General features: G+C 71.5%; 16 protein-coding genes. 4 read left to right on the plus strand and 12 right to left on the minus strand.

Features of this window, described 5'->3' with window-relative positions:
* Window positions 1-32 precede the first annotated feature (32 nt).
* On the minus strand, window positions 33-1,181 hold the full coding sequence (locus tag AB0F18_RS16125; RefSeq protein WP_362060299.1) for a glycerate kinase: 1,149 nt from the start codon (window positions 1,179-1,181) through the stop codon (window positions 33-35).
* Between the two features lie 143 nt (window positions 1,182-1,324).
* Between AB0F18_RS16125 and AB0F18_RS16130 the strand changes: the two genes are divergently transcribed.
* From AB0F18_RS16130 to AB0F18_RS16140, 3 genes are all read left to right on the plus strand, one after another.
* Complete coding sequence (locus tag AB0F18_RS16130; RefSeq protein WP_362060302.1) at window positions 1,325-3,043, plus strand: BCCT family transporter; 1,719 nt, start codon at window positions 1,325-1,327, stop codon at window positions 3,041-3,043.
* 51 nt (window positions 3,044-3,094) lie between these two features.
* The gene (locus tag AB0F18_RS16135) at window positions 3,095-3,604 is read left to right on the plus strand and encodes an NUDIX hydrolase (RefSeq protein ID WP_362060305.1); all 510 of its coding nucleotides are present in this window, start codon (window positions 3,095-3,097) and stop codon (window positions 3,602-3,604) included.
* A 74-nt stretch (window positions 3,605-3,678) separates the two neighbouring features.
* Window positions 3,679-4,107 (plus strand): hypothetical protein, encoded by a 429-nt coding sequence (locus AB0F18_RS16140; protein ID WP_362060308.1) that lies wholly within the window; start codon window positions 3,679-3,681, stop codon window positions 4,105-4,107.
* Between the two features lie 9 nt (window positions 4,108-4,116).
* Here AB0F18_RS16140 and AB0F18_RS16145 read toward each other — a convergent pair whose 3' ends face one another.
* Both AB0F18_RS16145 and AB0F18_RS16150 read right to left on the minus strand, forming a co-directional pair.
* Window positions 4,117-4,614, minus strand: a complete 498-nt coding sequence (locus AB0F18_RS16145) for a methylated-DNA--[protein]-cysteine S-methyltransferase (RefSeq protein ID WP_362060311.1) — start codon at window positions 4,612-4,614, stop codon at window positions 4,117-4,119.
* On the minus strand, window positions 4,611-6,110 hold the full coding sequence (locus AB0F18_RS16150; protein WP_362060314.1) for a DNA-3-methyladenine glycosylase 2 family protein: 1,500 nt from the start codon (window positions 6,108-6,110) through the stop codon (window positions 4,611-4,613). The genes AB0F18_RS16145 and AB0F18_RS16150 overlap by 4 nt, the downstream gene beginning before the upstream one ends.
* A gap of 203 nt (window positions 6,111-6,313) precedes the next feature.
* Between AB0F18_RS16150 and AB0F18_RS16155 the strand changes: the two genes are divergently transcribed.
* Window positions 6,314-7,264, plus strand: coding sequence for a hypothetical protein (locus tag AB0F18_RS16155; RefSeq protein WP_362060317.1), 951 nt, complete (start codon window positions 6,314-6,316; stop codon window positions 7,262-7,264).
* Between the two features lie 98 nt (window positions 7,265-7,362).
* Here AB0F18_RS16155 and pssA read toward each other — a convergent pair whose 3' ends face one another.
* The 9 genes from pssA to AB0F18_RS16200 form a co-directional block, all read right to left on the minus strand.
* Window positions 7,363-8,223 carry a CDP-diacylglycerol--serine O-phosphatidyltransferase gene (gene pssA / locus AB0F18_RS16160; protein WP_237293154.1) on the minus strand — a complete coding sequence of 287 codons (861 nt, stop codon included), beginning with the start codon at window positions 8,221-8,223 and terminating at the stop codon, window positions 7,363-7,365.
* Window positions 8,210-8,866, minus strand: coding sequence for a phosphatidylserine decarboxylase (locus AB0F18_RS16165; RefSeq protein WP_045951332.1), 657 nt, complete (start codon window positions 8,864-8,866; stop codon window positions 8,210-8,212). The genes pssA and AB0F18_RS16165 overlap by 14 nt, the downstream gene beginning before the upstream one ends.
* 186 nt (window positions 8,867-9,052) lie before the next feature.
* A complete protein-coding gene (locus tag AB0F18_RS16170; protein WP_362060325.1) occupies window positions 9,053-10,258 on the minus strand; it encodes an acyl-CoA dehydrogenase family protein in 1,206 nt (401 codons plus the stop codon).
* A 2-nt stretch (window positions 10,259-10,260) separates the two neighbouring features.
* Window positions 10,261-10,773 carry a MaoC family dehydratase gene (locus tag AB0F18_RS16175; protein ID WP_344166408.1) on the minus strand — a complete coding sequence of 171 codons (513 nt, stop codon included), beginning with the start codon at window positions 10,771-10,773 and terminating at the stop codon, window positions 10,261-10,263.
* Between the two features lie 3 nt (window positions 10,774-10,776).
* Window positions 10,777-11,751 (minus strand): CoA ester lyase, encoded by a 975-nt coding sequence (locus AB0F18_RS16180; protein ID WP_362060328.1) that lies wholly within the window; start codon window positions 11,749-11,751, stop codon window positions 10,777-10,779.
* Entirely contained in the window at window positions 11,748-13,817 is a 2,070-nt protein-coding gene (locus tag AB0F18_RS16185) for a protein meaA (RefSeq protein ID WP_362060331.1), read from the minus strand. Before AB0F18_RS16185 ends, AB0F18_RS16180 begins: the two co-directional genes overlap by 4 nt.
* Before the next feature lie 30 nt (window positions 13,818-13,847).
* Window positions 13,848-15,185: a crotonyl-CoA carboxylase/reductase gene (ccrA, locus tag AB0F18_RS16190; RefSeq protein WP_362060334.1), complete on the minus strand. Its 1,338-nt coding sequence runs from the start codon at window positions 15,183-15,185 to the stop codon at window positions 13,848-13,850.
* Window positions 15,186-15,571: 386 nt separating this feature from the next.
* Window positions 15,572-16,387, minus strand: coding sequence for a TetR family transcriptional regulator (locus AB0F18_RS16195; RefSeq protein WP_362060337.1), 816 nt, complete (start codon window positions 16,385-16,387; stop codon window positions 15,572-15,574).
* Between the two features lie 166 nt (window positions 16,388-16,553).
* Complete coding sequence (locus tag AB0F18_RS16200) at window positions 16,554-18,356, minus strand: 3-hydroxybutyryl-CoA dehydrogenase (protein ID WP_362060340.1); 1,803 nt, start codon at window positions 18,354-18,356, stop codon at window positions 16,554-16,556.
* Window positions 18,357-18,724: the final 368 nt, after the last annotated feature.

Raw genomic sequence — 18,724 nt, forward strand, 5'->3', positions numbered from 1 at the left:
GCCGGGCCTCGGGAGCGACAGCCGGCCGGGGCTCAGAGGACCTCGGCGGCGATGTTCTCCGCGACGCGCTCCAGCAGGGGGCCGGCGTTCGGGATGGACTTCGCCGGGTCCGGCTCCAGGTCCGTCAGCGGGTACGCCTTGCGGATGCCCGCCGCCTCAAGGGCCTCCTGGCCCAGCAGCAGACGGCCGCACACCGCCACCACCGGCTTGCCGGCGGCCCGCGCCGCGGCCGCGACGCCGGCCGGGGCCTTGCCGTGCAGGGTCTGCTCGTCCAGGGAGCCCTCACCGGTGATCACCAGCGTGGCCCGCTCCAGCGCCGGGGCGAAGCCCAGCACCTCCAGCATCAGCTCGATGCCCGGGCGGAAGCTCGCGCCCAGCAGCAGCGCGCCGTAGCCGATGCCGCCCGCGCCGCCCGCGCCGGGGGAGGCGGCGAGCTCGGCGGCCTTGGGGCCGATCGCCTTCTCCAGCACCTGCGCGTAGTGGCCGAGGGCCGCGTCCAGCGTCGCCACGTCCTCCGGCGAAGCCCCCTTCTGCGGGCCGTACACCGCCGCGCAGCCCTTGGGGCCCGTCAGGGGGTTGTCCACGTCGCTGGCCAGGACGAAGTCCACGTCCGCGAACCGCGGGTCGATCCCGGACAGGTCCGCCGACGCCAGCGAGGCCAGGGCGCCGCCGCCCGGGCCCACCGGCTCGCCGTCCGCGTCCAGGAACACCGCGCCCAGCGCGGCCAGCATGCCCGCGCCGCCGTCGGTGGTGGCGCTGCCGCCGACGCCGAAGACGATCGAGCGCGCGCCCGCGTCCAGCGCGGCCTTCAGCAGCTCGCCGGAGCCGTACGTGGTCGCCGTCAGCGCGGCGAAGGTGCCCGCGGGGAGCAGCTGGAGCCCGGAGGCCTCGGCCATCTCGACCACGGCGGTGCCGTCACGGAACGCGAACGCCGCCGTGACCTGCTCGCCGACGGGTCCGGTGACCCGGACCTCCCGGCGCTCGAACCCGGCCGCCACGGCGGCCGCGACCGTGCCGTCGCCGCCGTCCGCGACGGGGAGGGTCTCGACCTCCACGCCGGGTACGGCCCTGCGAAGGCCGGCCGTCACCCGCTCCGCGACCTGAACGGCCGTGAGCGAGCCCTTGAATTTGTCCGCGGCGATGAGCACGCGCGCGGCCTCAGTTACTGCTCCGTCCGTCACCTTGCTAATCCCTTGCTATCGAACAGTGCAGTCGCGCCACCATGAGCTTATCCGGAGGATCCTCCTATGCCCATGAGTGGCCTGGGCCACATGCGGCGCGTCATGCGCCTAAATACGGATATACGTCTGCATAGTGTGGCCGGATGAGCGCGGAATCACTGGAACAGGCACGTCCGGACGCCCCCGGCGCGGGGCCCGGCGTCCTACCCGACGACAGCCCCGACCGCACGGTCGTCGCCGTCGGGGTGCTCGCCGTGCTGGCCGTCGTCGCCTGGGCGGCCCTCGGCAAGGACTCCTTCGACAGCGCCTCCGGCTCCGCGCTGGCCTGGGTGCTGAACAACTTCGCCTGGCTGTTCGTGATCGCCGCCGACGTCTTCCTCGTCCTGTGCGTGGTCCTCGCCGTCAGCCGCTTCGGCCGCATCCGCCTGGGCGCCGACGACTCCGAGCCCGAGTTCGGCAACCTCGCGTGGATCGCGATGATGTTCAGCGCCGGCATGGGCATCGGCCTGATGTTCTACGGGGTGGGGGAGCCCCTCACCCACTACCTCGCCCCGCCCCCCGCCAGCGGCGCCGCCCCCCGCACCGGGGACGCGGCCCGCGCCGCCCTGGACTACTCCTTCTTCCACTGGACCCTCACCCCCTGGGCCATCTACGGCATCGCCGGCCTCGCCCTCGCCTACGCCACCTTCCGCAAGGGCCGCGGCAACCGCCTCAGCTCCGCCTTCGTCCCCCTCATGGGCGCGCGCCGAGCCGCCGGCTGGCCCGGCAAGGCCATCGACCTGCTGGCCGTGTTCGCCACCGTCTTCGGCACCGCCACCAGCCTCGGCCTCGGCGCCCTCCAGGTCTCCCAGGGGCTGGGCATCACCACCGGGATCGAGGACTCCACCGGCGTCCAGCTGACCATCATCGGCTCGCTCTCCGCCGCCTTCGTACTGTCGGCCTTCTCCGGCCTGCACAAGGGCGTCAAATGGCTCAGCACCCTCAACGTCGTGCTCGCCGCCGCCCTGATGGCCTTCGTCTTCCTGCTCGGCCCGACCGTCTACATCCTCGACGTGATCCCCGCCGGCGTCGGCAGCTACCTGCACGAACTGCTGCCCATGGCCAGCCGCACCGGCGCCTTCACCGACAGCGCCTGGCTCGGCGCGTGGACCATCTTCTACTGGGCGTGGTGGCTCTCCTGGGCCCCCTTCGTCGGCACCTTCATCGCCCGGATCTCCCGCGGCCGCACCATCCGCGAGTTCCTCGTCGGCGTCCTGCTGGTCCCCTCCGGAGCCACCGTCGTCTGGTTCTGCGTCATGGGCGGTACCGCCATCCGCCTCGACTCCACCGGCGCCGCCGACCTCGCCGCCAAGGCCAAGGAGGGCGCCGAGGCCTCGCTCTTCGCGATGCTCGACGCCCTCCCGCTCGGCACCCTCACCTCATGGGTGGCCATGGCCCTGGTCGTGACGTACTTCATCACCAGCGCCGACTCCGCCTCCCTGGTCATGGGCTCCCTCACCAGCCGGGGCTCCCTGCACCCGCCCACCTGGCTCGTCGTGACCTGGGGCGTGCTGATGGCCGCCGTCGCCGCCGTCCTGCTCGTCGCGGGCGGCCTGAAGTCCCTCCAGACCGCCACCATCCTCGTCGCCCTGCCCTTCGTGATCGTCATGCTGCTGCTGTGCTGGGCGCTGCTGCGCGAACTGCGCGAGGACCCCGGCGCCGGACCCGCCCGCCACCCCGCCCTGCACGGGCTGCGCGACGCCGTCCGGGCCATGGTGGGCGAGGCCGTCAGCGAGGCCGGACCCTCCCGCCACCCCCGGCTGCGCCGCATCGCCGAGACCCGCGGACGCGACCGCGAGAACACCCCCGACCCACACGAGTGAGCCGCAGGCCCGCCCCGCCCAGCGCCCCCGGGCGCCGGTTAGGGTGGCGGCGTGACCACCACGGATGACTTCGCCACCTACATCGCGAGCCTGCCCCGGGTGCTGGCCGGCGCGGCCGCCCTCTACCGTGACGAGCAGGGCCGCGTCCTGATCGTCGAGCCCAACTACCGCGAGGGCTGGGCGCTGCCCGGCGGCACCGTCGAGTCCGACCGGAACGAGTCGCCGCGCACCGCCGCCCGCCGCGAGAGCGCCGAGGAGATCGGCCTCGACCTGCCCCTCGGCCGGCTCCTCGCCGTCGACTGGAGCCTGGGCGAGGGCCGCCCGCCGCTGGTCGCCTACCTCTACGACGGCGGCGTGCTCGACGCCGCACAGCTGGCCTCCCTCACCCTCCAGGAGGAGGAACTCCTCTCCTGGAAGCTCGTCGAGCCCGCCGAACTCCCCGCGTACCTCCTCGGGTCGCTCGGCCGGCGCACCCAAGAGGCCTACCGCGTACTGGAGTCGGGCGAGGGAACCGTGGAGCTGGAGAACGGCCGCCGCCCTGGGGGCACCTCCCAGCGGTAGCTGGGGGAAGAACGCCTGAACCGACCGACGACCCGGCCTGTCCCGCACTCCTCCACCCAGGGCAGAATCTACAGATGATCACGATGTACGCCTGGCCGAGCACGGCCGACGGCCCCGACGCCCTTCCCATGGTCCACTTCACCACCGAGGAGCAGTCGGGCGGCGAGCTCTCCCCCGAGGGGATGCCGGTCTGGCTGTTCGACACCGCGATACGCGAGGGCGGCTGGGCGAACTTCGAGGACTTCGAGGCCTGGTCCGCGCCCGCCGAGGGCTGGCAGGCCTTCTACCGCCGGGAGGACGACGTCCTCGCCGTCACCGGTCCCGGCCCCTGCGAGGGCTGGTACCAGGGCCGCCTCGGCGCCGACGACGACTGGGTGAAGGCCGCCGCGACCCAGCAGAGCGTGGTCCTGCTCGCCGCGCCGGTCCAGCACCCGTCCCTGTACGCCTACGCCGTCGAGGCGGGCGCGGGCTTCGCCCTCCTGGTCCCGCTGGCAGTGGTCTGACGACAGGTTCTAGCGGGCGCCGCCGCTCTCGAACTCCAGCAGCCGCACCTTGCGTTCGATCCCGCCGCCGTAGCCCGTCATCGAACCGGAGGAGCCGATCACCCGGTGGCAGGGCACGATGATGCCCACCGGGTTCTTCCCGTTGGCCAGGCCCACCGCGCGCGAGGCGCCCGGCTTGCCGAGCTCCGCCGCGAGCTGCCCGTACGACCAGGTCTGCCCGTACGGGATCCGGACGAGCTGCTCCCAGACGCTGCGCTGGAAGGCGGTGCCCTCCAGCCGGACCGGGACGCTGAACTCGGTCAGCTCGCCGGCGAAGTACGCGGTGAGCTGCCGCACCACCTCCGGGAACGGCTCCTCGGCGGACGCGACGCGCTCACCGAAGGACTCCTCGGCCGGACGGTGCCGCTGCCCGGTCATGTACAGCCCGCTGAGCACCCCGTCGGTGGCGACCAGAGTGAGGGCCCCGTAAGGGCTGTCGACAACGGTGTGCTGCTTGCTGCTGGTCACGACGCTGCTCCTTCTACGGGTTCTGCGGGCATGCGGTTGATCGGGTGGTCGTCGGTGGCCCAGAGGTACTGGACCGCGTACGCGCGCCAGGGCCGCCAGGCGGCGGCGCGGGCGGTGAGGGCGGCGGGCGTGGACGGCAGCCCCAGCCCCCGGGCGGCCTTGCGGACCCCCAGGTCGGAGGGGAGGAACGCGTCCGGGTCGCCCAGGGCCCGCATCGCGATGATCTCGGTGGTCCACGGCCCGAATCCGGGCAGGGCGTTCAGCCGGGCGCGGGCCGCCTCCCAGTCGCTGTCGATGCCGAGCGGCAGCGAGCCGTCCGCCAGGGCCGTGATCAGGGTGGTGAGGGTGGTGCGGCGGCTGCGCGGCATGGACAGCGCCTCGGGGTCGAGGCCGGCCAGTGCCTCCGGGGAGGGGAACAGCCGGGTCAGACCGCCCTGCGGGTCCTCGACGGGCTCCCCGTACGCGGTCACCAGGCGGCCGGCGTGCGTGCGCGCGGCGGCCGTGGACACCTGCTGGCCGATGACGGCCCGTACGGCGAACTCCGCCGCGTCGACGGTACGGGGCACCCGGCGCCCGGGGGCCTTGTCCACGAGCGGCGCCAGCAGTGGGTCGGTGCGCAGCTGGTCGTCGACGGCCTCGGGGTCGGCGTCCAGGTCGAGCATCCACCGGCAGCGGCTGATGGCGATGGTCAGGTCCCGCAGGTCGGTGAGCGCGAGCCGGCAGCCGATGTGGTCGGGGCCGGGGGTGAGGGCCACGACCCCGGAGCCGTGGGGGAGCCGCAGGGTCCGGCGGTAGGCACCGTCACGCCACTCCTCCACGCCGGGGACAGCGGTCGCGACGAGGTGCCCGAAGAGGTTGTCGGGGTTCAGCGGCGCCCGGTAGGGCAGCCGGAGGCTGATCGTCCCGGGGATCCGCGGCTCGCGCCTGCCCGCCCGCGCGGCGCGCGCCCTGAGCTCGCCGGGGGTGAGGGCGAAGACCTCGCGCACCGTCTCGTTGAAGTTCCGGATGGAGGAGAAACCGGCCGCGAAGGCCACGTCGCCCATGGGGAGCTCGGAGGTCTCGATGAGCAGCCGGGCGGTCTGGGCGCGCTGGGCGCGGGCCAGGGCGAGGGGGCCGGCGCCGAGCTCGGCGTTGAGCTGCCGCTCCACCTGGCGGGTGGAGTACCCGAGCCGGGTGGCCAGCCCCGGCACCCCTTCGCGGTCGACGACCCCGTCCTGGATCAGCCGCATCGCGCGTGCGACGGCATCGGCGCGGGCGTTCCACTCGGGTGACCCGGGGCTGGTGTCGGGCCGGCACCGCTTGCAGGCCCGGTACCCGGCCTGCTGGCAGGCGGCGGCGCTGGGCAGGAAGGTCATGTTCTCGACCTTGGGCGGCACGGCCGGGCAGCTGGGCCGGCAGTAGATGCCGGTCGTCCGGACCGCGGTGAAGAACCACCCGTCGAAGCGGGCGTCCTTCGACTGCACGGCCCGCACGCAGCGGTCGGTGTCGGTGTACATGGCTCAAGGATCCCGGCCGTCGGGGACGGGGGCTGGCGGTTTTCCGACATCAAGCGTAGTCGGGCCGGGCCGGGACCGTCCCCCGGCCCGTGGGCGGGGCCATGGCTGGGGCATGGCAGTATGGCGACCGATTTCGGCCATCCGACCTGCTCGTGGCCTGAAACGGCCCGACAGCGAGGCCGAAACGATGCGGGAGGACCCCTGTGAGACCCGAGGCCGTCATCTGGATCGCCGTCTGGCTCTTGTTCCTCGCCGCCTCCCCGGTACTGCTGCGCCGGCACTGGCACGGGGCCGGTATCGCAAGCCGCCCGGATCTGGACTGGGTGTCCTGGTCCCTGCCCTGGTGGATGTCCCCCGGCCCCGCGCTGCGGCGGGGCATCAACCGGGCCCTGCCCATCGTCCTCGGCGGCGTCTGGGTCCTCGCCCTCGGCATGGGCGTGCGCGGTGTGCTGCCGATGCTCGGGGTGGAGCTGTCGGACGCGGCGGGCGTCGGGATCCCGGCCACGGCCCTGGGGCTGATGGCGTTCGGGGCAGTGGTGCTCGCCCCGGCGGTGGTCATGTTCAACCGGCCCCGGCTCCTGGTGGCACCGGGCCTCCGCGGGGAACCCGGGCTGCTGGCCCAGTGGCGTTCCGACCGGCGCAGGAGGGCCGGGGAGACCCCGCCGGACGGTGTCCGGCCGGAGGACCGCGCGCCGCGCGGCACGATCGCCGCCGGGCTGCTGGGCCTGGCCGCCTTCGCGACCCTGGGCACCCTGTACGCGGCCGACTGGTGGCGCGCCGCCGCCCTGCACTGGCCGGGCGGCGGCCACGCCTTCGCCGCCTGTCTCGGTCTCGCCGTGCCCGTGCTGGCCGTCGGGGCGTTCCTCGCCGCCGCCCGGGCCGCCGGTGCGTCCGGGCTCCGCGCCGTCCCGTACTGGCTGCTGACCGGCGCGGTGGCGGCCCCGCTCGCCGTCGCCCTGATGCTGGCCTTCCATACGATGCCCGGCCGACGGGAGGGGACCCGGGGCTGCGGCGACAGCTGCTGGATCCGGTACGCCTACCCGCACGCGGTGGCCTGGCAGGTCACCGGCTTCGTCCTGGGCCTCGCACTCGCCGCACTGCTCGTCTTCGCCCTCCTGCGCCTGCGCCCCCGCCGCTCACCCGCCTCGTCCTGACGGCGCCACCCCGACCGCCAGGCGGTGCCGTGGCGCGCATGCGGAAGGGCCCCGGACGCCTGATGGCGTCCGGGGCCCTTCCGTGGTGTGACCGAGTGCTACGGGAGCTGCGCCGCCCGCGCCTCGCGCCGGTTGTGGCGGAACGTGTTCGCCCGCCGCGTCGTCGCGAACAGCGGAATCGTCGCCGCCAGAGCGATCTGCAGCGCGCAGCCCGTCTGGAGGAGGAGCTGACCCCCCGGCGCGTCGAACGCCCACGCCGCCAGGAGCCCCATGGCCCCCACGATCCAGCTGAGCATCGCCGCCGCGAGGGCACCCCGCGGCTTCGGGTACTCGACCCGGCTCACCATCAGCCAGGCCACGCCCACGATCGCCAGCAGCGTCGGGACGAACGGCAGCTCCAGCAGCACGATCGAGACGACCGTCAGCGCGCCGAAGGGGCTCGGCATGCCCTGGAACATGCCGTCCTTCATCGTCACGCAGCTGAATCTCGCCAGGCGGAGCACCACCGCGAGCAGGACCACGATGGCCGCCAGCGCCGACACCTTCTGGTGCGCGTCGTCGGCGACCATGCCGTAGACCAGCACGAAGTACGCCGGCGCCAGGCCGAAGCTGATCAGGTCGGACAGGTTGTCCAGCTCGGCGCCCATCGGGGAGCTGCGCAGCTTGCGGGCCACGATCCCGTCGAAGAGGTCGAAGACCGCCGCGAGCAGCATCAGTATCACCGCGGTGGCCGCGCTGTGCCGGGCCATGCCGGACTCGCCGCTGCCGGTGAGGTGCGGAATGAGGATCCCGGTGGTGGTGAAGTACACCGCCATGAACCCGCAGGTCGCGTTGCCCAGGGTCAGGGTGTCCGCTATCGACAGCCGCAGCGAGAGCGGCATGTCGTCCTCGGCGGACTCCTCCGGGGCGGACTCGGGAACCCAGCCGGTGGCAGGAGTCTCGGGGTCAGTCACGGTCAATTCGGGTCACCCCCGCGGTGGTGGCCTGACCGACTTCGACCGCGACCTCGACGCCCTCCGGGAGGTAGATGTCGACGCGAGAGCCGAAGCGGATCAGACCGATGCGTTCGCCCTGCTCCACCTTGGTGCCGGCCGGCAGGTACGGGACGATGCGACGGGCGACGGCGCCGGCGATCTGCACCATCTCGATGTCGCCGAGCTCGGTGTCGAAGTGCCAGACGACGCGCTCGTTGTTCTCGCTCTCCTTGTTGAACGCCGGGACGAACCCGCCGGGGATGTGCTCCACGGACGTCACCGTGCCCGCCAGGGGCGCGCGGTTGACGTGGACGTTCAGCGGGCTCATGAAGATCGCGACGCGGGTGCGCCCGTCCTTCCACGGCATGATGCTCTGCACCACGCCGTCGGCGGGCGAGATGACGCGGCCCTGCGCGATCTCGCGCTCCGGGTCGCGGAAGAACCACAGCATGCCCGCCGCGAGCGCGGTGGTGGGCACGGCCACCGCGGCCCAGCGCCCGGACTTGCGGGCCCGGGTCAGGCTGAGGGCCGCGGTGGCAACGGTCGGCAGAAGCCACGGCGATGCTCCGCGCGCGAGGCGTACGCCGAGTCGGCTGTCGCGAGGTGCAGAGGTTTGGCTGTGGGGCATGGATGACCTTCGTAGCGGGTGATTGCCGCGCCGCAAACGGGGGGACGGGACGGCGGCTTTACTGGAATGCTATCGGTTGCGCGCAACAACTGGGCAAGCCAGAAGCCGAGTCGATGGCCCCCAGCCAGTGACTGGCAGTGACTCTCCCACGGAAAACCGTGGGATGAATCACTGCAAAAGGGACTTTCAGCCCTGGACTCGGTACTCCTCAAGCAGGCGGCGCCCGATGATCATTTTCTGGATCTCGGCGGTACCTTCACCGATCAGAAGCATCGGCGCCTCCCGGTAGAGACGCTCGATCTCGTACTCCTTCGAGAATCCGTAGCCGCCGTGGATGCGGAAGGCATCTTCGACGACCTCCTTGCAGTATTCGGAGGCGAGGTACTTCGCCATACCGGCTTCGAGGTCGTTTCGTTCCCCGGAGTCCTTTTTGCGTGCTGCGTTCACCATCATGGCATGGGCCGCTTCGACCTTGGTAGCCATCTCGGCCAGCTTGAACTGGATGGCCTGGTGCTGGGCGATCGCCTTGCCGAAGGTGTGACGTTGCTGGGCATAAGAGACACCCAGCTCGAACGCACGCTGCGCGACGCCGCAGCCACGTGCCGCCACGTTGACGCGGCCGACCTCGACCCCGTCCATCATTTGGTAAAACCCTCGGCCCGTCTGGCCTCCGAGGACCCGATTGGCCGGAATGTGCAGTCCGTCCATGATCAGCTCGGTGGTGTCTACGCCCTTGTAGCCCATCTTGTCGATCTTGCCCGGGATGGTCAGGCCCGGACGGACCTCCCCGAAGCCCGGCTCCTTCTCGACGAGGAAGGTGGTCATCGACTTGTGCGGGGCCGTGCCCTCGGGGTGTCCTTCGTCACTCCGGCACAGGACCGCGACCAGGGTGGAGGTGCCGCCGTTCGTCAGCCACATCTTCTGGCCGTTGAGGACGTACTCGTCACCGTCCTGGACCGCCTTGGACGTGATGGCCGACACATCGGAGCCCAGCCCCGGCTCGGACATCGAGAACGCGCCGCGCACCTCGCCCAGCGCCATGCGCGGGAGGAAGTACTCCTTCTGCTCCTGCGTGCCGTGCTGCTTGAGCATGTACGCGACGATGAAGTGGGTGTTGATGATGCCCGAGACGGACATCCAGCCGCGGGCTATCTCCTCGACGCACAGCGCGTAGGTGAGGAGCGACTCACCCAGGCCGCCGTACTCCTCGGGGATCATCAGACCGAACAGGCCGAGCTCCTTGAGCCCGTCGACGATCTGCTGCGGGTACTCGTCGCGGTGCTCCAGCTCGGTCGCGACCGGGATGATCTCCTTGTCGACGAACTCCCGGACGGTCTTGAGGATCTCCTGCTGGACGTCCGTGAGCCCGGCGGTCTGGGCGAGTCGTGCCATGGCTACTTCCCCTGTTCCTTCAGCTGAGGCCGGCCGGGCTGCTCGCCGCCGCGCGCCTTGATGTACGTCTCGGTCGGAACCATCACCTTGCGCCGGAAGACGCAGACGAGGGTGCCGTCCTGCTTGTAGCCCTTGGTCTCCACGTACACGATCCCGCGGTCGTCCTTCGACTTCGACGGGGTCTTGTCGAGGACCGTGGTCTCGCCGTAGATCGTGTCGCCGTGGAAGGTCGGCGCCACGTGCCGCAGGGACTCGATCTCCAGGTTGGCGATGGCCTTCCCGGAGACGTCCGGCACGGACATGCCCAGCAGCAGGGAGTAGATGTAGTTGCCCACGACGACGTTCTTGCCGAAGTCGGTCGTGTTCTCCGCGTAATTGCTGTCCATGTGCAGCGGGTGGTGGTTCATGGTCAGCAGGCAGAAGAGGTGGTCGTCGTACTCCGTGACCGTCTTCCCGGGCCAGTGCTTGTAGACCGCGCCGACCTCGAACTCTTCGTAGGTGCGTCCGAACTGCATGGCTCAGGCCTCCGGGATCTCGAACTTGGTGGTGCGCTCCATGCCGGCGGCCCGGCCCTTGCCCGCGATGACCAGGGCCATCTTGCGGCTGGCCTCGTCGATCATCTCGTCGCCGAGCATCGCGGAGCCCTTCTTGCCGCCCGCCTCGGAGGTGCACCAGTCGTACGCGTCGAGGATCATCTCGGCGTGGTCGTAGTCCTCCTGCGAGGGGGAGAACACCTCGTTGGCCGCGTCGACCTGGCCCGGGTGCAGCACCCACTTGCCGTCGAAGCCGAGGGCGGCGGCGCGGCCGGCCACCTCGCGGTAGGCGTCCACGTCGCGGATCTGCAGGAAGGGGCCGTCGATCGCCTGGAGGTTGTGGGTACGGGCCGCCATCAGGATCCGCATCAGGATGTAGTGGTAGGCGTCCGCCGGGTAGCCGGGCGGCTGCATGCCCACGACCAGGGACTTCATGTTGATCGAGGCCATGAAGTCGGCCGGGCCGAAGATGATGGTCTCCAGGCGCGGCGAGGCGGCGGCGATCTCGTCGACGTTCACCAGGCCCTTGGCGTTCTCGATCTGCGCCTCGATGCCGATCTTGCCGACCTCGAAGCCCATGGTCTTCTCGATCTGGGTCAGCAGGAGGTCGAGCGCCACGACCTGCTGGGCGTCCTGGACCTTCGGCAGCATGATGCAGTCGAGGTTCTGGCCGGCGCCCTCGACGACCGTGATGACGTCGCGGTACGTCCAGTGGGTGGTCCAGTCGTTGACGCGCACCACGCGGGTCTTGCCCGTCCAGTCGCCGTTGTTCAGCGCGTCCACGATCGTGTGGCGGGCGCCTTCCTTGGCGAGCGGCGCGCAGGCGTCCTCCAGGTCCAGGAAGACCTGGTCGGCCGGCAGGCCCTGGGCCTTCTCCAGGAACCGCGGGTTGGAGCCCGGGACCGCGAGGCAGGAGCGGCGCGGTCGCAGCCGGTTCACGGGGGAGAGGGGCGTGGTCATGCGGGGACCTCCGTGCTTTCAGCGATGGTGAGGGGGTGGAGCTTGTTGGCCTTGCGGATCTCGTCGACGATACGTCCGATGATCTCGGTGATCCCGAAGTCCTTGGGGGTGAACACGGCGGCCACCCCCGCCTCCTTCAGGGTCACTGCGTCGGCGTTCGGAATGATGCCCCCGACGATGACGGGGATGTCGCCCGCCCCCGCCGTGCGCAGGCGTTCCAGGACGTCCGGGACGAGAGCGCAGTGCGAACCGGACAGGATGGACAGTCCCACGCAGTGCACGTCCTCGGCCAGCGCCGCCGTGGAGATCTCCTCGGGCGTCAGCCGGATGCCCTGGTAGACCACCTCGAAGCCGGCGTCGCGGGCCCGGACGGCGATCTGCTCGGCGCCGTTGGAGTGCCCGTCGAGGCCGGGCTTGCCGACCAGCAGGCGCAGCCGGCCGGCGCCCAGCTCGTCCGCCGTGCGGGCGACCTTCTCGCGGACCAGGGCCAGCGGAGTGCCCTCCTCGGCGGCGACCGCCACCGGGGCCGAGGAGACCCCGGTCGGGGCGCGGAACTCGCCGAAGACCTCGCGCAGGGCGCTCGCCCACTCGCCGGTGGTGACACCGGCACGGGCGCACTCCAGGGTGGCCTCCATCAGGTTCTCGGTCCCGGCGGCGGCCTCCTTGAGCCGGTCCAGGGCCTGGCCGACCGTCGGGAAGACGTACGGGTCGCCGCCGCCCTGACGGTCCGAGGTCTCCTGGCGCTCGGAGCGCCAGCGCCGGATCCGCTCGACGGTCAGCTCCTCGACCGCCCCGTCGACCGTCATGATCGCGCCGTCGAGGTCGGCGGTGAGCGGGTTCTCCTCGGTCTGCTGGAAGCAGTTCACCCCGACGATCTTGTCCTCGCCGGACTCGATCCGGGCGCGCCGCTCGGCGTGCGAGGAGACCAGCTGGGACTTCAGGTACCCGGACTCGACGGCGGCCATCGCGCCGCCCATCTCCTGGATCCGGTCGATCTCGGCCAGGCAGTCGGCGACCAGGGAGTCGACCTTGGCCTCGATGACGTGGGAGCCGGCGAAGATGTCCTCGTACTCCAGCAGGTCGCTCTCGTGGGCGAGGACCTGCTGGATGCGCAGCGACCACTGCTGGTCCCAGGGCCGGGGCAGGCCCAGCGCCTCGTTCCAGGCGGGCAGCTGCACCGCGCGGGCGCGGGCGTCCTTGGAGAGGGTCACGGCCAGCATCTCCAGGACGATGCGCTGGACGTTGTTCTCCGGCTGCGCCTCGGTCAGGCCGAGGGAGTTGACCTGGACGCCGTAGCGGAAGCGGCGCTGCTTGGCGTTCTCGATGCCGTAGCGCTCGCGGGTGACCTGGTCCCAGATGCGGCCGAAGGCGCGCATCTTGCACATCTCCTCGATGAAGCGGACGCCCGCGTTCACGAAGAAGGAGATACGGGCGACCACCTCGCCGAAGCGCTCCTGGGGCACCTGCCCCGAGTCGCGCACCGAGTCCAGGACGGCGATCGCGGTGGACATCGCGTACGAGATCTCCTGGACCGGGGTGGCCCCGGCCTCCTGGAGGTGGTACGAGCAGATGTTGATCGGGTTCCACTTGGGGATGTGGTTGACCGTGTACGCGATCATGTCCGTCGTCAGGCGGAGGGACGGTCCCGGCGGGAAGACGTGCGTCCCGCGCGAGAGGTACTCCTTGACGATGTCGTTCTGGGTGGTGCCCTGGAGCTGGGAGATGTCCGCCCCCTGCTCCTCGGCGGCCACCTGGTAGAGCGCCAGCAGCCACATGGCGGTGGCGTTGATCGTCATCGAGGTGTTCATCTGCTCCAGGGGTATGTCCTGGAACAGCCGTCGCATGTCGCCCAGATGGGAGACGGGGACCCCGACCCGGCCCACCTCGCCGCGGGCGAGGATGTGGTCCGGGTCGTAGCCGGTCTGCGTCGGCAGGTCGAAGGCCACCGACAGGCCGGTCTGCCCCTTGGCGAGGTTGCGGCGGTACAGCTCGTTGGACGCCTCGGCCGTGGAGTGGCCGGCGTACGTCCGCATGAGCCACGGACGGTCTTTCTGGCGCTCTGTCATCTCAGGCTGTCCCTCTGGCCCTTGGGCGTCTCAGATGTTGCGGAAGCGGTTGATGGCGTCGAGGTGCTTGGCGCGCATCTCGTGGTCGCGGACGCCCAGCCCCTCCTCGGGGGCGAGCGCGAGGACGCCGACCTTGCCCTGGTGGAGGTTGCGGTGGACGTCGTAGGCGGCCTGGCCGGTCTGCTCCAGGGAGTACGTCTTGGAGAGCGTGGGGTGGATCTTGCCCTTGGCGATCAGGCGGTTCGCCTCCCAGGCCTCGCGGTAGTTGGCGAAGTGCGAGCCGATGATCCGCTTGAGGGACATCCACAGGTAGCGGTTGTCGTACTCGTGCATGTAGCCCGAGGTCGAGGCGCAGGTGGTGATGGTGCCGCCCTTGCGGGTGACGTACACCGAGGCGCCGAAGGTCTCGCGGCCCGGGTGCTCGAAGACGATGTCGATGTCCTCGCCGCCGGTCAGCTCGCGGATGCGCTTGCCGAAGCGCTTCCACTCCTTGGGGTCCTGGGTGTGCTCGTCCTTCCAGAACTTGTAGCCCTCGGCATTGCGGTCGATGACCGCCTCGGCGCCCATGGACCGGCAGATCTCCGCCTTCTCCGGGGAGGAGACGACGCAGATCGGGTTGGCGCCGCCGGCCAGCGCGAACTGGGTGGCGTACGAGCCGAGGCCGCCGCTGGCGCCCCAGATCAGGACGTTGTCGCCCTGCTTCATGCCGGCGCCGTTGCGGGAGACCAGCTGGCGGTAGGCGGTGGAGTTGACCAGGCCGGGGGAGGCGGCCTCCTCCCAGCTGAGGTGGCCGGGCTTGGGCATCAGCTGGTTGGACTTGACGAGGGCGATCTCCGCCAGGCCGCCGAAGTTGGTCTCGAAGCCCCAGATGCGCTGCTCGGGGTCGAGCATCGTGTCGTTGTGGCCGTCCGAGGACTCCAGTTCGACCGACAGGCAGTGTGCGACGACCTCGTCGCCGGGCTTCCAGGCGTTGACGCCGGGGCCGGTGCGCAGGACGACGCCCGCGAGGTCGGAGCCGATGATGTGGTACGGGAGGTCGTGGCGCTTGGTGAGCTCCGAGAGGCGGCCGTAGCGCTCCAGGAAGCCGAAGGTGGACAGCGGCTCGAAGATCGAGGTCCACACGGAGTTGTAGTTGACCGAGGAGGCCATGACGGCGACGAGGGCCTCGCCCGGGCCCAGCTCCGGCACCGGGACCTGGTCCAGGTGCAGGGACTTGCGGGGGTCCTTGTCGCGGCTGGCGAGCCCGTCGAACATCTCGGTCTCGTCCTTGTGCACGGTGATCGCGCGGTACGAGTCGGGCAGCGGCAGCGCCGCGAAGTCTGCGGCGGTGGCGGACTGCGACTGAATCGCGTCCAGGATGTCCTTCACGGTGTGGCCTCCGGCTGAGCGCTGTGTGAGGGTGCGCTGAGGGGTACGCGGTACGTGTGGTGTGGGGTGCTGCGGGGTGCCGTCGGTCCGGCGGAGCTGTGGTGCGGCCGCGCCTGTGGTGGGGCGGGCGGGGGGCCTGGTGACGCAGGCATCCGGGGCGCGTTCCGTGCCGAGTGGGCGTGGACCGCGGGGACGTCCGGACGGGATTCAACGTATGGCACCCCGTGTCACTCGGCAAGGCACTGCGTGCCAAAAATTTCTCTCACTTGCCGATTGACCTGCACAGATGAGCGATGATCGATCAGAGTTACCCGCGAGTAGGGGCAACCCGGACAAACGCAAACGGCCGCCCCCGGATCGGGAGCGGCCGCTGTGACGAGCGCGACTTACTTGTTCTTGAGTGCTTCCTCGATGGTCCGCATGACCTCGTCGAGCGGAGCGTCGGTGCGGGCCACCGCGACGAGCACCTCGCCCTCGGCGCGCACCGCCGCCTGAGGGGCCGCGGCGGCGCTGCCCAGGGAGCGGCCCGCGCCGATGCCGGAGCCGAAGGTCTTGCGGACGATCGCGAAGGCGTGGTCCAGCTGCGCCTCCACGTCCCCCTGCCCGCCGGCCCGCAGCCAGCGCCGCAGCACGTGGTTGTGCGCGGTCACGACCGCCGAGGCGGCCACCTCCGCCAGCAGCGGGTCGTCGTTGCCGTCGTGGGGCTCGGTCTCGTCGAAATGGGCCAGCAGATAGCGGGTGAACAGGCGCTCGTAGCGGGCCACCGAGGCGATCTCCCGCTCCCGCAGCGCCGGAACCTCGCGGGTCAGCCGGTAGCGCTCCACCGACACCGCCGGCGAGGCGGCGTACATCTTCATGACTTCCTTGATCCCCCGGCACACCGTGTCGAGCGGGTGCTCGTGCGCCGGGGCCACGTCCAGGACCGCCTCGGCGCGGATCAGGGTGTCGTCGTGGTCCGGGAAGATCGCCTCTTCCTTGGACCGGAAGTGCCGGAAGAAGGTCCGGCGCGCCACCCCGGCGGCCGCGGCGATCTCGTCGACCGTCGTGGCCTCGTACCCCTTCGTCGCGAACAGCTCCATGGCCGCCGTGGCGAGCTCGCGGCGCATCTTCAGGCGCTGGGCGGCCGCCCGGGTGCCGGCAGAGCCCTCCGGGGCGTCGGAGGCGGAAGCGGCGCGGGGTGAGGTCTTGGCGGGCTGGGACATAGAGCGAAAGTACTTCATTCGCGCAGGCGCGCGCGCCGGAGGGGGGTGAGAGGGGGGTGGATGCGGGGGAGGGCCCGCACTGGGCTCGGGAGGGTATGTCCGCCGTGAGGGTCCGGCGGACCCGAGCAGCCCTCCCCACGCATCCTGCTCAGGGCCCGGCCGGGGGTTACCGGCGGGCGTACTCACGGAATCCGCGGCCGGTCTTCCGGCCCAGGCAGCCCGCCGCGACCAGGTGCTCCAGCAGCGGGGACGGGGCCAGGCCCGGGTCGCGGAACTCCTGGTGGAGCACCTTCTCGATGGCCAGGGACACGTCCAGGCCGACCACGTCGAGGAGCTCGAAGGGCCCCATCGGGTAGCCGCCGCCCAGCTTCATCGCGGCGTCGATGTCGTCGAGGCTGGCGTAGTGCTGCTCGACCATCTTGACCGCGTTGTTCAGGTACGGGAACAGCAGCGCGTTCACGATGAACCCCGCCCGGTCCCCGCAGTCCACCGCGTGCTTGCGGATCTTCCCGCAGACCTCGCGGACCGTGGCGTGCACGTCGTCGGCCGTCAGGACGGTCCGGACCACCTCGACGAGCTTCATGGCCGGCGCCGGGTTGAAGAAGTGCATGCCGATCACGTCCTGCGGACGCTCGGTCGCACGCGCCACGGCGATCACCGGCAGCGAGGAGGTGGTGGTGGCCAGCACCGCGCCCGGCTTGCAGACCTTGTCCAGGCCCGCGAAGAGCTGCTGCTTGACGGCCAGGTCCTCGGCGACGGCCTCGACGGCCAGGTCCACCTCGGCGAAGGCCTCCAGCGAGCCCGCCGGGGTGATCAGGTCGAGGGTCTGCGCGGCGGCCTCCTCGCTCAGGCGGCCCTTGGACACCGCACGGCCCAGGGACTTCCCGATCGCGGCCTTCGCGGCCTCCGCCTTCTCCTGGCTGCGGGCGGCCAGCACCACGGCGTAGCCGGCCTGCGCGAAGACCTGCGCGATACCGCTCGCCATGGTCCCGGAGCCGGCCACGCCGACCGAGGAGACCGGACGGCCTGCGCCCAGCAGGGACCCGTCCAGCGGGGTCTGGAGGTCGCGGACCACCACGGGGCTGCCCGGGGCCTCGTACGTGTAGAAGCCGCGGCCGGCCTTCTGACCGGTCAGGCCCGCCTCCACGAGCTGGCCCAGGATCGGGGCCGGGGCGTGCAGCCGGTCGCCGGAGGAGGCGTACATGGCCTCCAGCACCGTACGGGCGGTGTCCACGCCGACCAGGTCGAGCAGGGCGAGCGGGCCCATCGGCAGGCCGCAGCCGAGCTTCATCGCCGCGTCGATGTCCTCGCGGGAGGCGTACTTGGCCTCGTACATCGCCGCGGCCTGGTTGAGGTAGCCGAAGAGCAGCCCGTCGGCGACGAAGCCGGGCCGGTCGCCGACCGCGACGGGCTCCTTGCCGAGCTCGCGGGCCAGGGAGGTGACCGCCTCGACCGCGGTCGGCGCGGTCAGCACGCTGGAGACGATCTCGACGAGCCGCATCGCCGGGGCCGGGTTGAAGAAGTGCATGCCCAGGACCCGCTCGGGGTGCAGGGACTCGGCGGCGAGCCGGGTCACGGACAGCGCGTTGGTGCCGGTGGCCAGGACGGTGTCGGGCCGCACGACCGCGTCGAGCTCGTCGAACACCCGGTGCTTGAGCTCGTAGTCCTCCGGGACCACCTCGATGACGAGGTCGGCGTCGGCGGCGGCGGACAGCTCGGCGGAGGTGCGGAAGCGGGCGAGGACCTCCGCGCGCTCCTGCTCGGTGAGCTTCTGCCTGGCCACGGAGCGGGCCGTGGCGGCCGCGAGGGCCCCGGAGGCCCGGCGGGCCGCGGCCTCGCTGATGTCGATGCCGACGACCTCGCGGCCGGCCCGGGCGAGGACCTCGGCGATGCCGGTGCCCATGGTGCCGAGGCCGACGACGGCGATCGTGCGGAGGGAGGAGGGACTGGACGTGGACGGAAGGTCCATCGCGGGACTCCAGTGGAATGAGGGTGACGACTGAGGGAACGCGCGCGGCGCACGGTGCGCGCGGGGTGCCGTACGGCGGAGTGGTGCGGGAGGGTGCGGGAACGCGGTGCGGGGACGCACGTGCGCGAAGGCGGTGCGTCGGCGCGGTGCGTGGGAGCCGAACGGGCGTGCCGTGCGGGGCGGGCCCGCGGTGGTCGCGCCCGGAGACGGGCGCGGCGGGCCTGGGCGGCACGACCCTGTCCCGGGGTCCTGCCGTGCGTACGGGTGGAGCGGTGAACCGACTGGCACGGGGCGGCTGCGTCACCAGGCCGGTCCCGTGCGTGTGGAAGTGACAGTAACCCGCCAGTAACTGGCGCGCCAGAGCGCGG

It is taken from the genome of Streptomyces sp. NPDC029216, from assembly GCF_040648015.1.
Taxonomy (GTDB): domain Bacteria; phylum Actinomycetota; class Actinomycetes; order Streptomycetales; family Streptomycetaceae; genus Streptomyces.

Excerpts from the sequence above, each read along its gene's own strand:
- AB0F18_RS16200 (WP_362060340.1), bottom strand. The coding sequence starts at position 18,356 with ATGGACCTTCCGTCCACGTCCAGTCCCTCCTCCCTCCGCACGATCGCC.
- AB0F18_RS16140 (WP_362060308.1), top strand. The coding sequence starts at position 3,679 with ATGATCACGATGTACGCCTGGCCGAGCACGGCCGACGGCCCCGACGCC.
- AB0F18_RS16165 (WP_045951332.1), bottom strand. The coding sequence starts at position 8,866 with ATGCCCCACAGCCAAACCTCTGCACCTCGCGACAGCCGACTCGGCGTA.
- AB0F18_RS16195 (WP_362060337.1), bottom strand. The coding sequence starts at position 16,387 with ATGTCCCAGCCCGCCAAGACCTCACCCCGCGCCGCTTCCGCCTCCGAC.
- AB0F18_RS16130 (WP_362060302.1), top strand. The coding sequence starts at position 1,325 with ATGAGCGCGGAATCACTGGAACAGGCACGTCCGGACGCCCCCGGCGCG.
- AB0F18_RS16180 (WP_362060328.1), bottom strand. The coding sequence starts at position 11,751 with ATGACCACGCCCCTCTCCCCCGTGAACCGGCTGCGACCGCGCCGCTCC.
- AB0F18_RS16170 (WP_362060325.1), bottom strand. The coding sequence starts at position 10,258 with ATGGCACGACTCGCCCAGACCGCCGGGCTCACGGACGTCCAGCAGGAG.
- AB0F18_RS16150 (WP_362060314.1), bottom strand. The coding sequence starts at position 6,110 with ATGTACACCGACACCGACCGCTGCGTGCGGGCCGTGCAGTCGAAGGAC.
- AB0F18_RS16185 (WP_362060331.1), bottom strand. The coding sequence starts at position 13,817 with ATGACAGAGCGCCAGAAAGACCGTCCGTGGCTCATGCGGACGTACGCC.
- AB0F18_RS16175 (WP_344166408.1), bottom strand. The coding sequence starts at position 10,773 with ATGCAGTTCGGACGCACCTACGAAGAGTTCGAGGTCGGCGCGGTCTAC.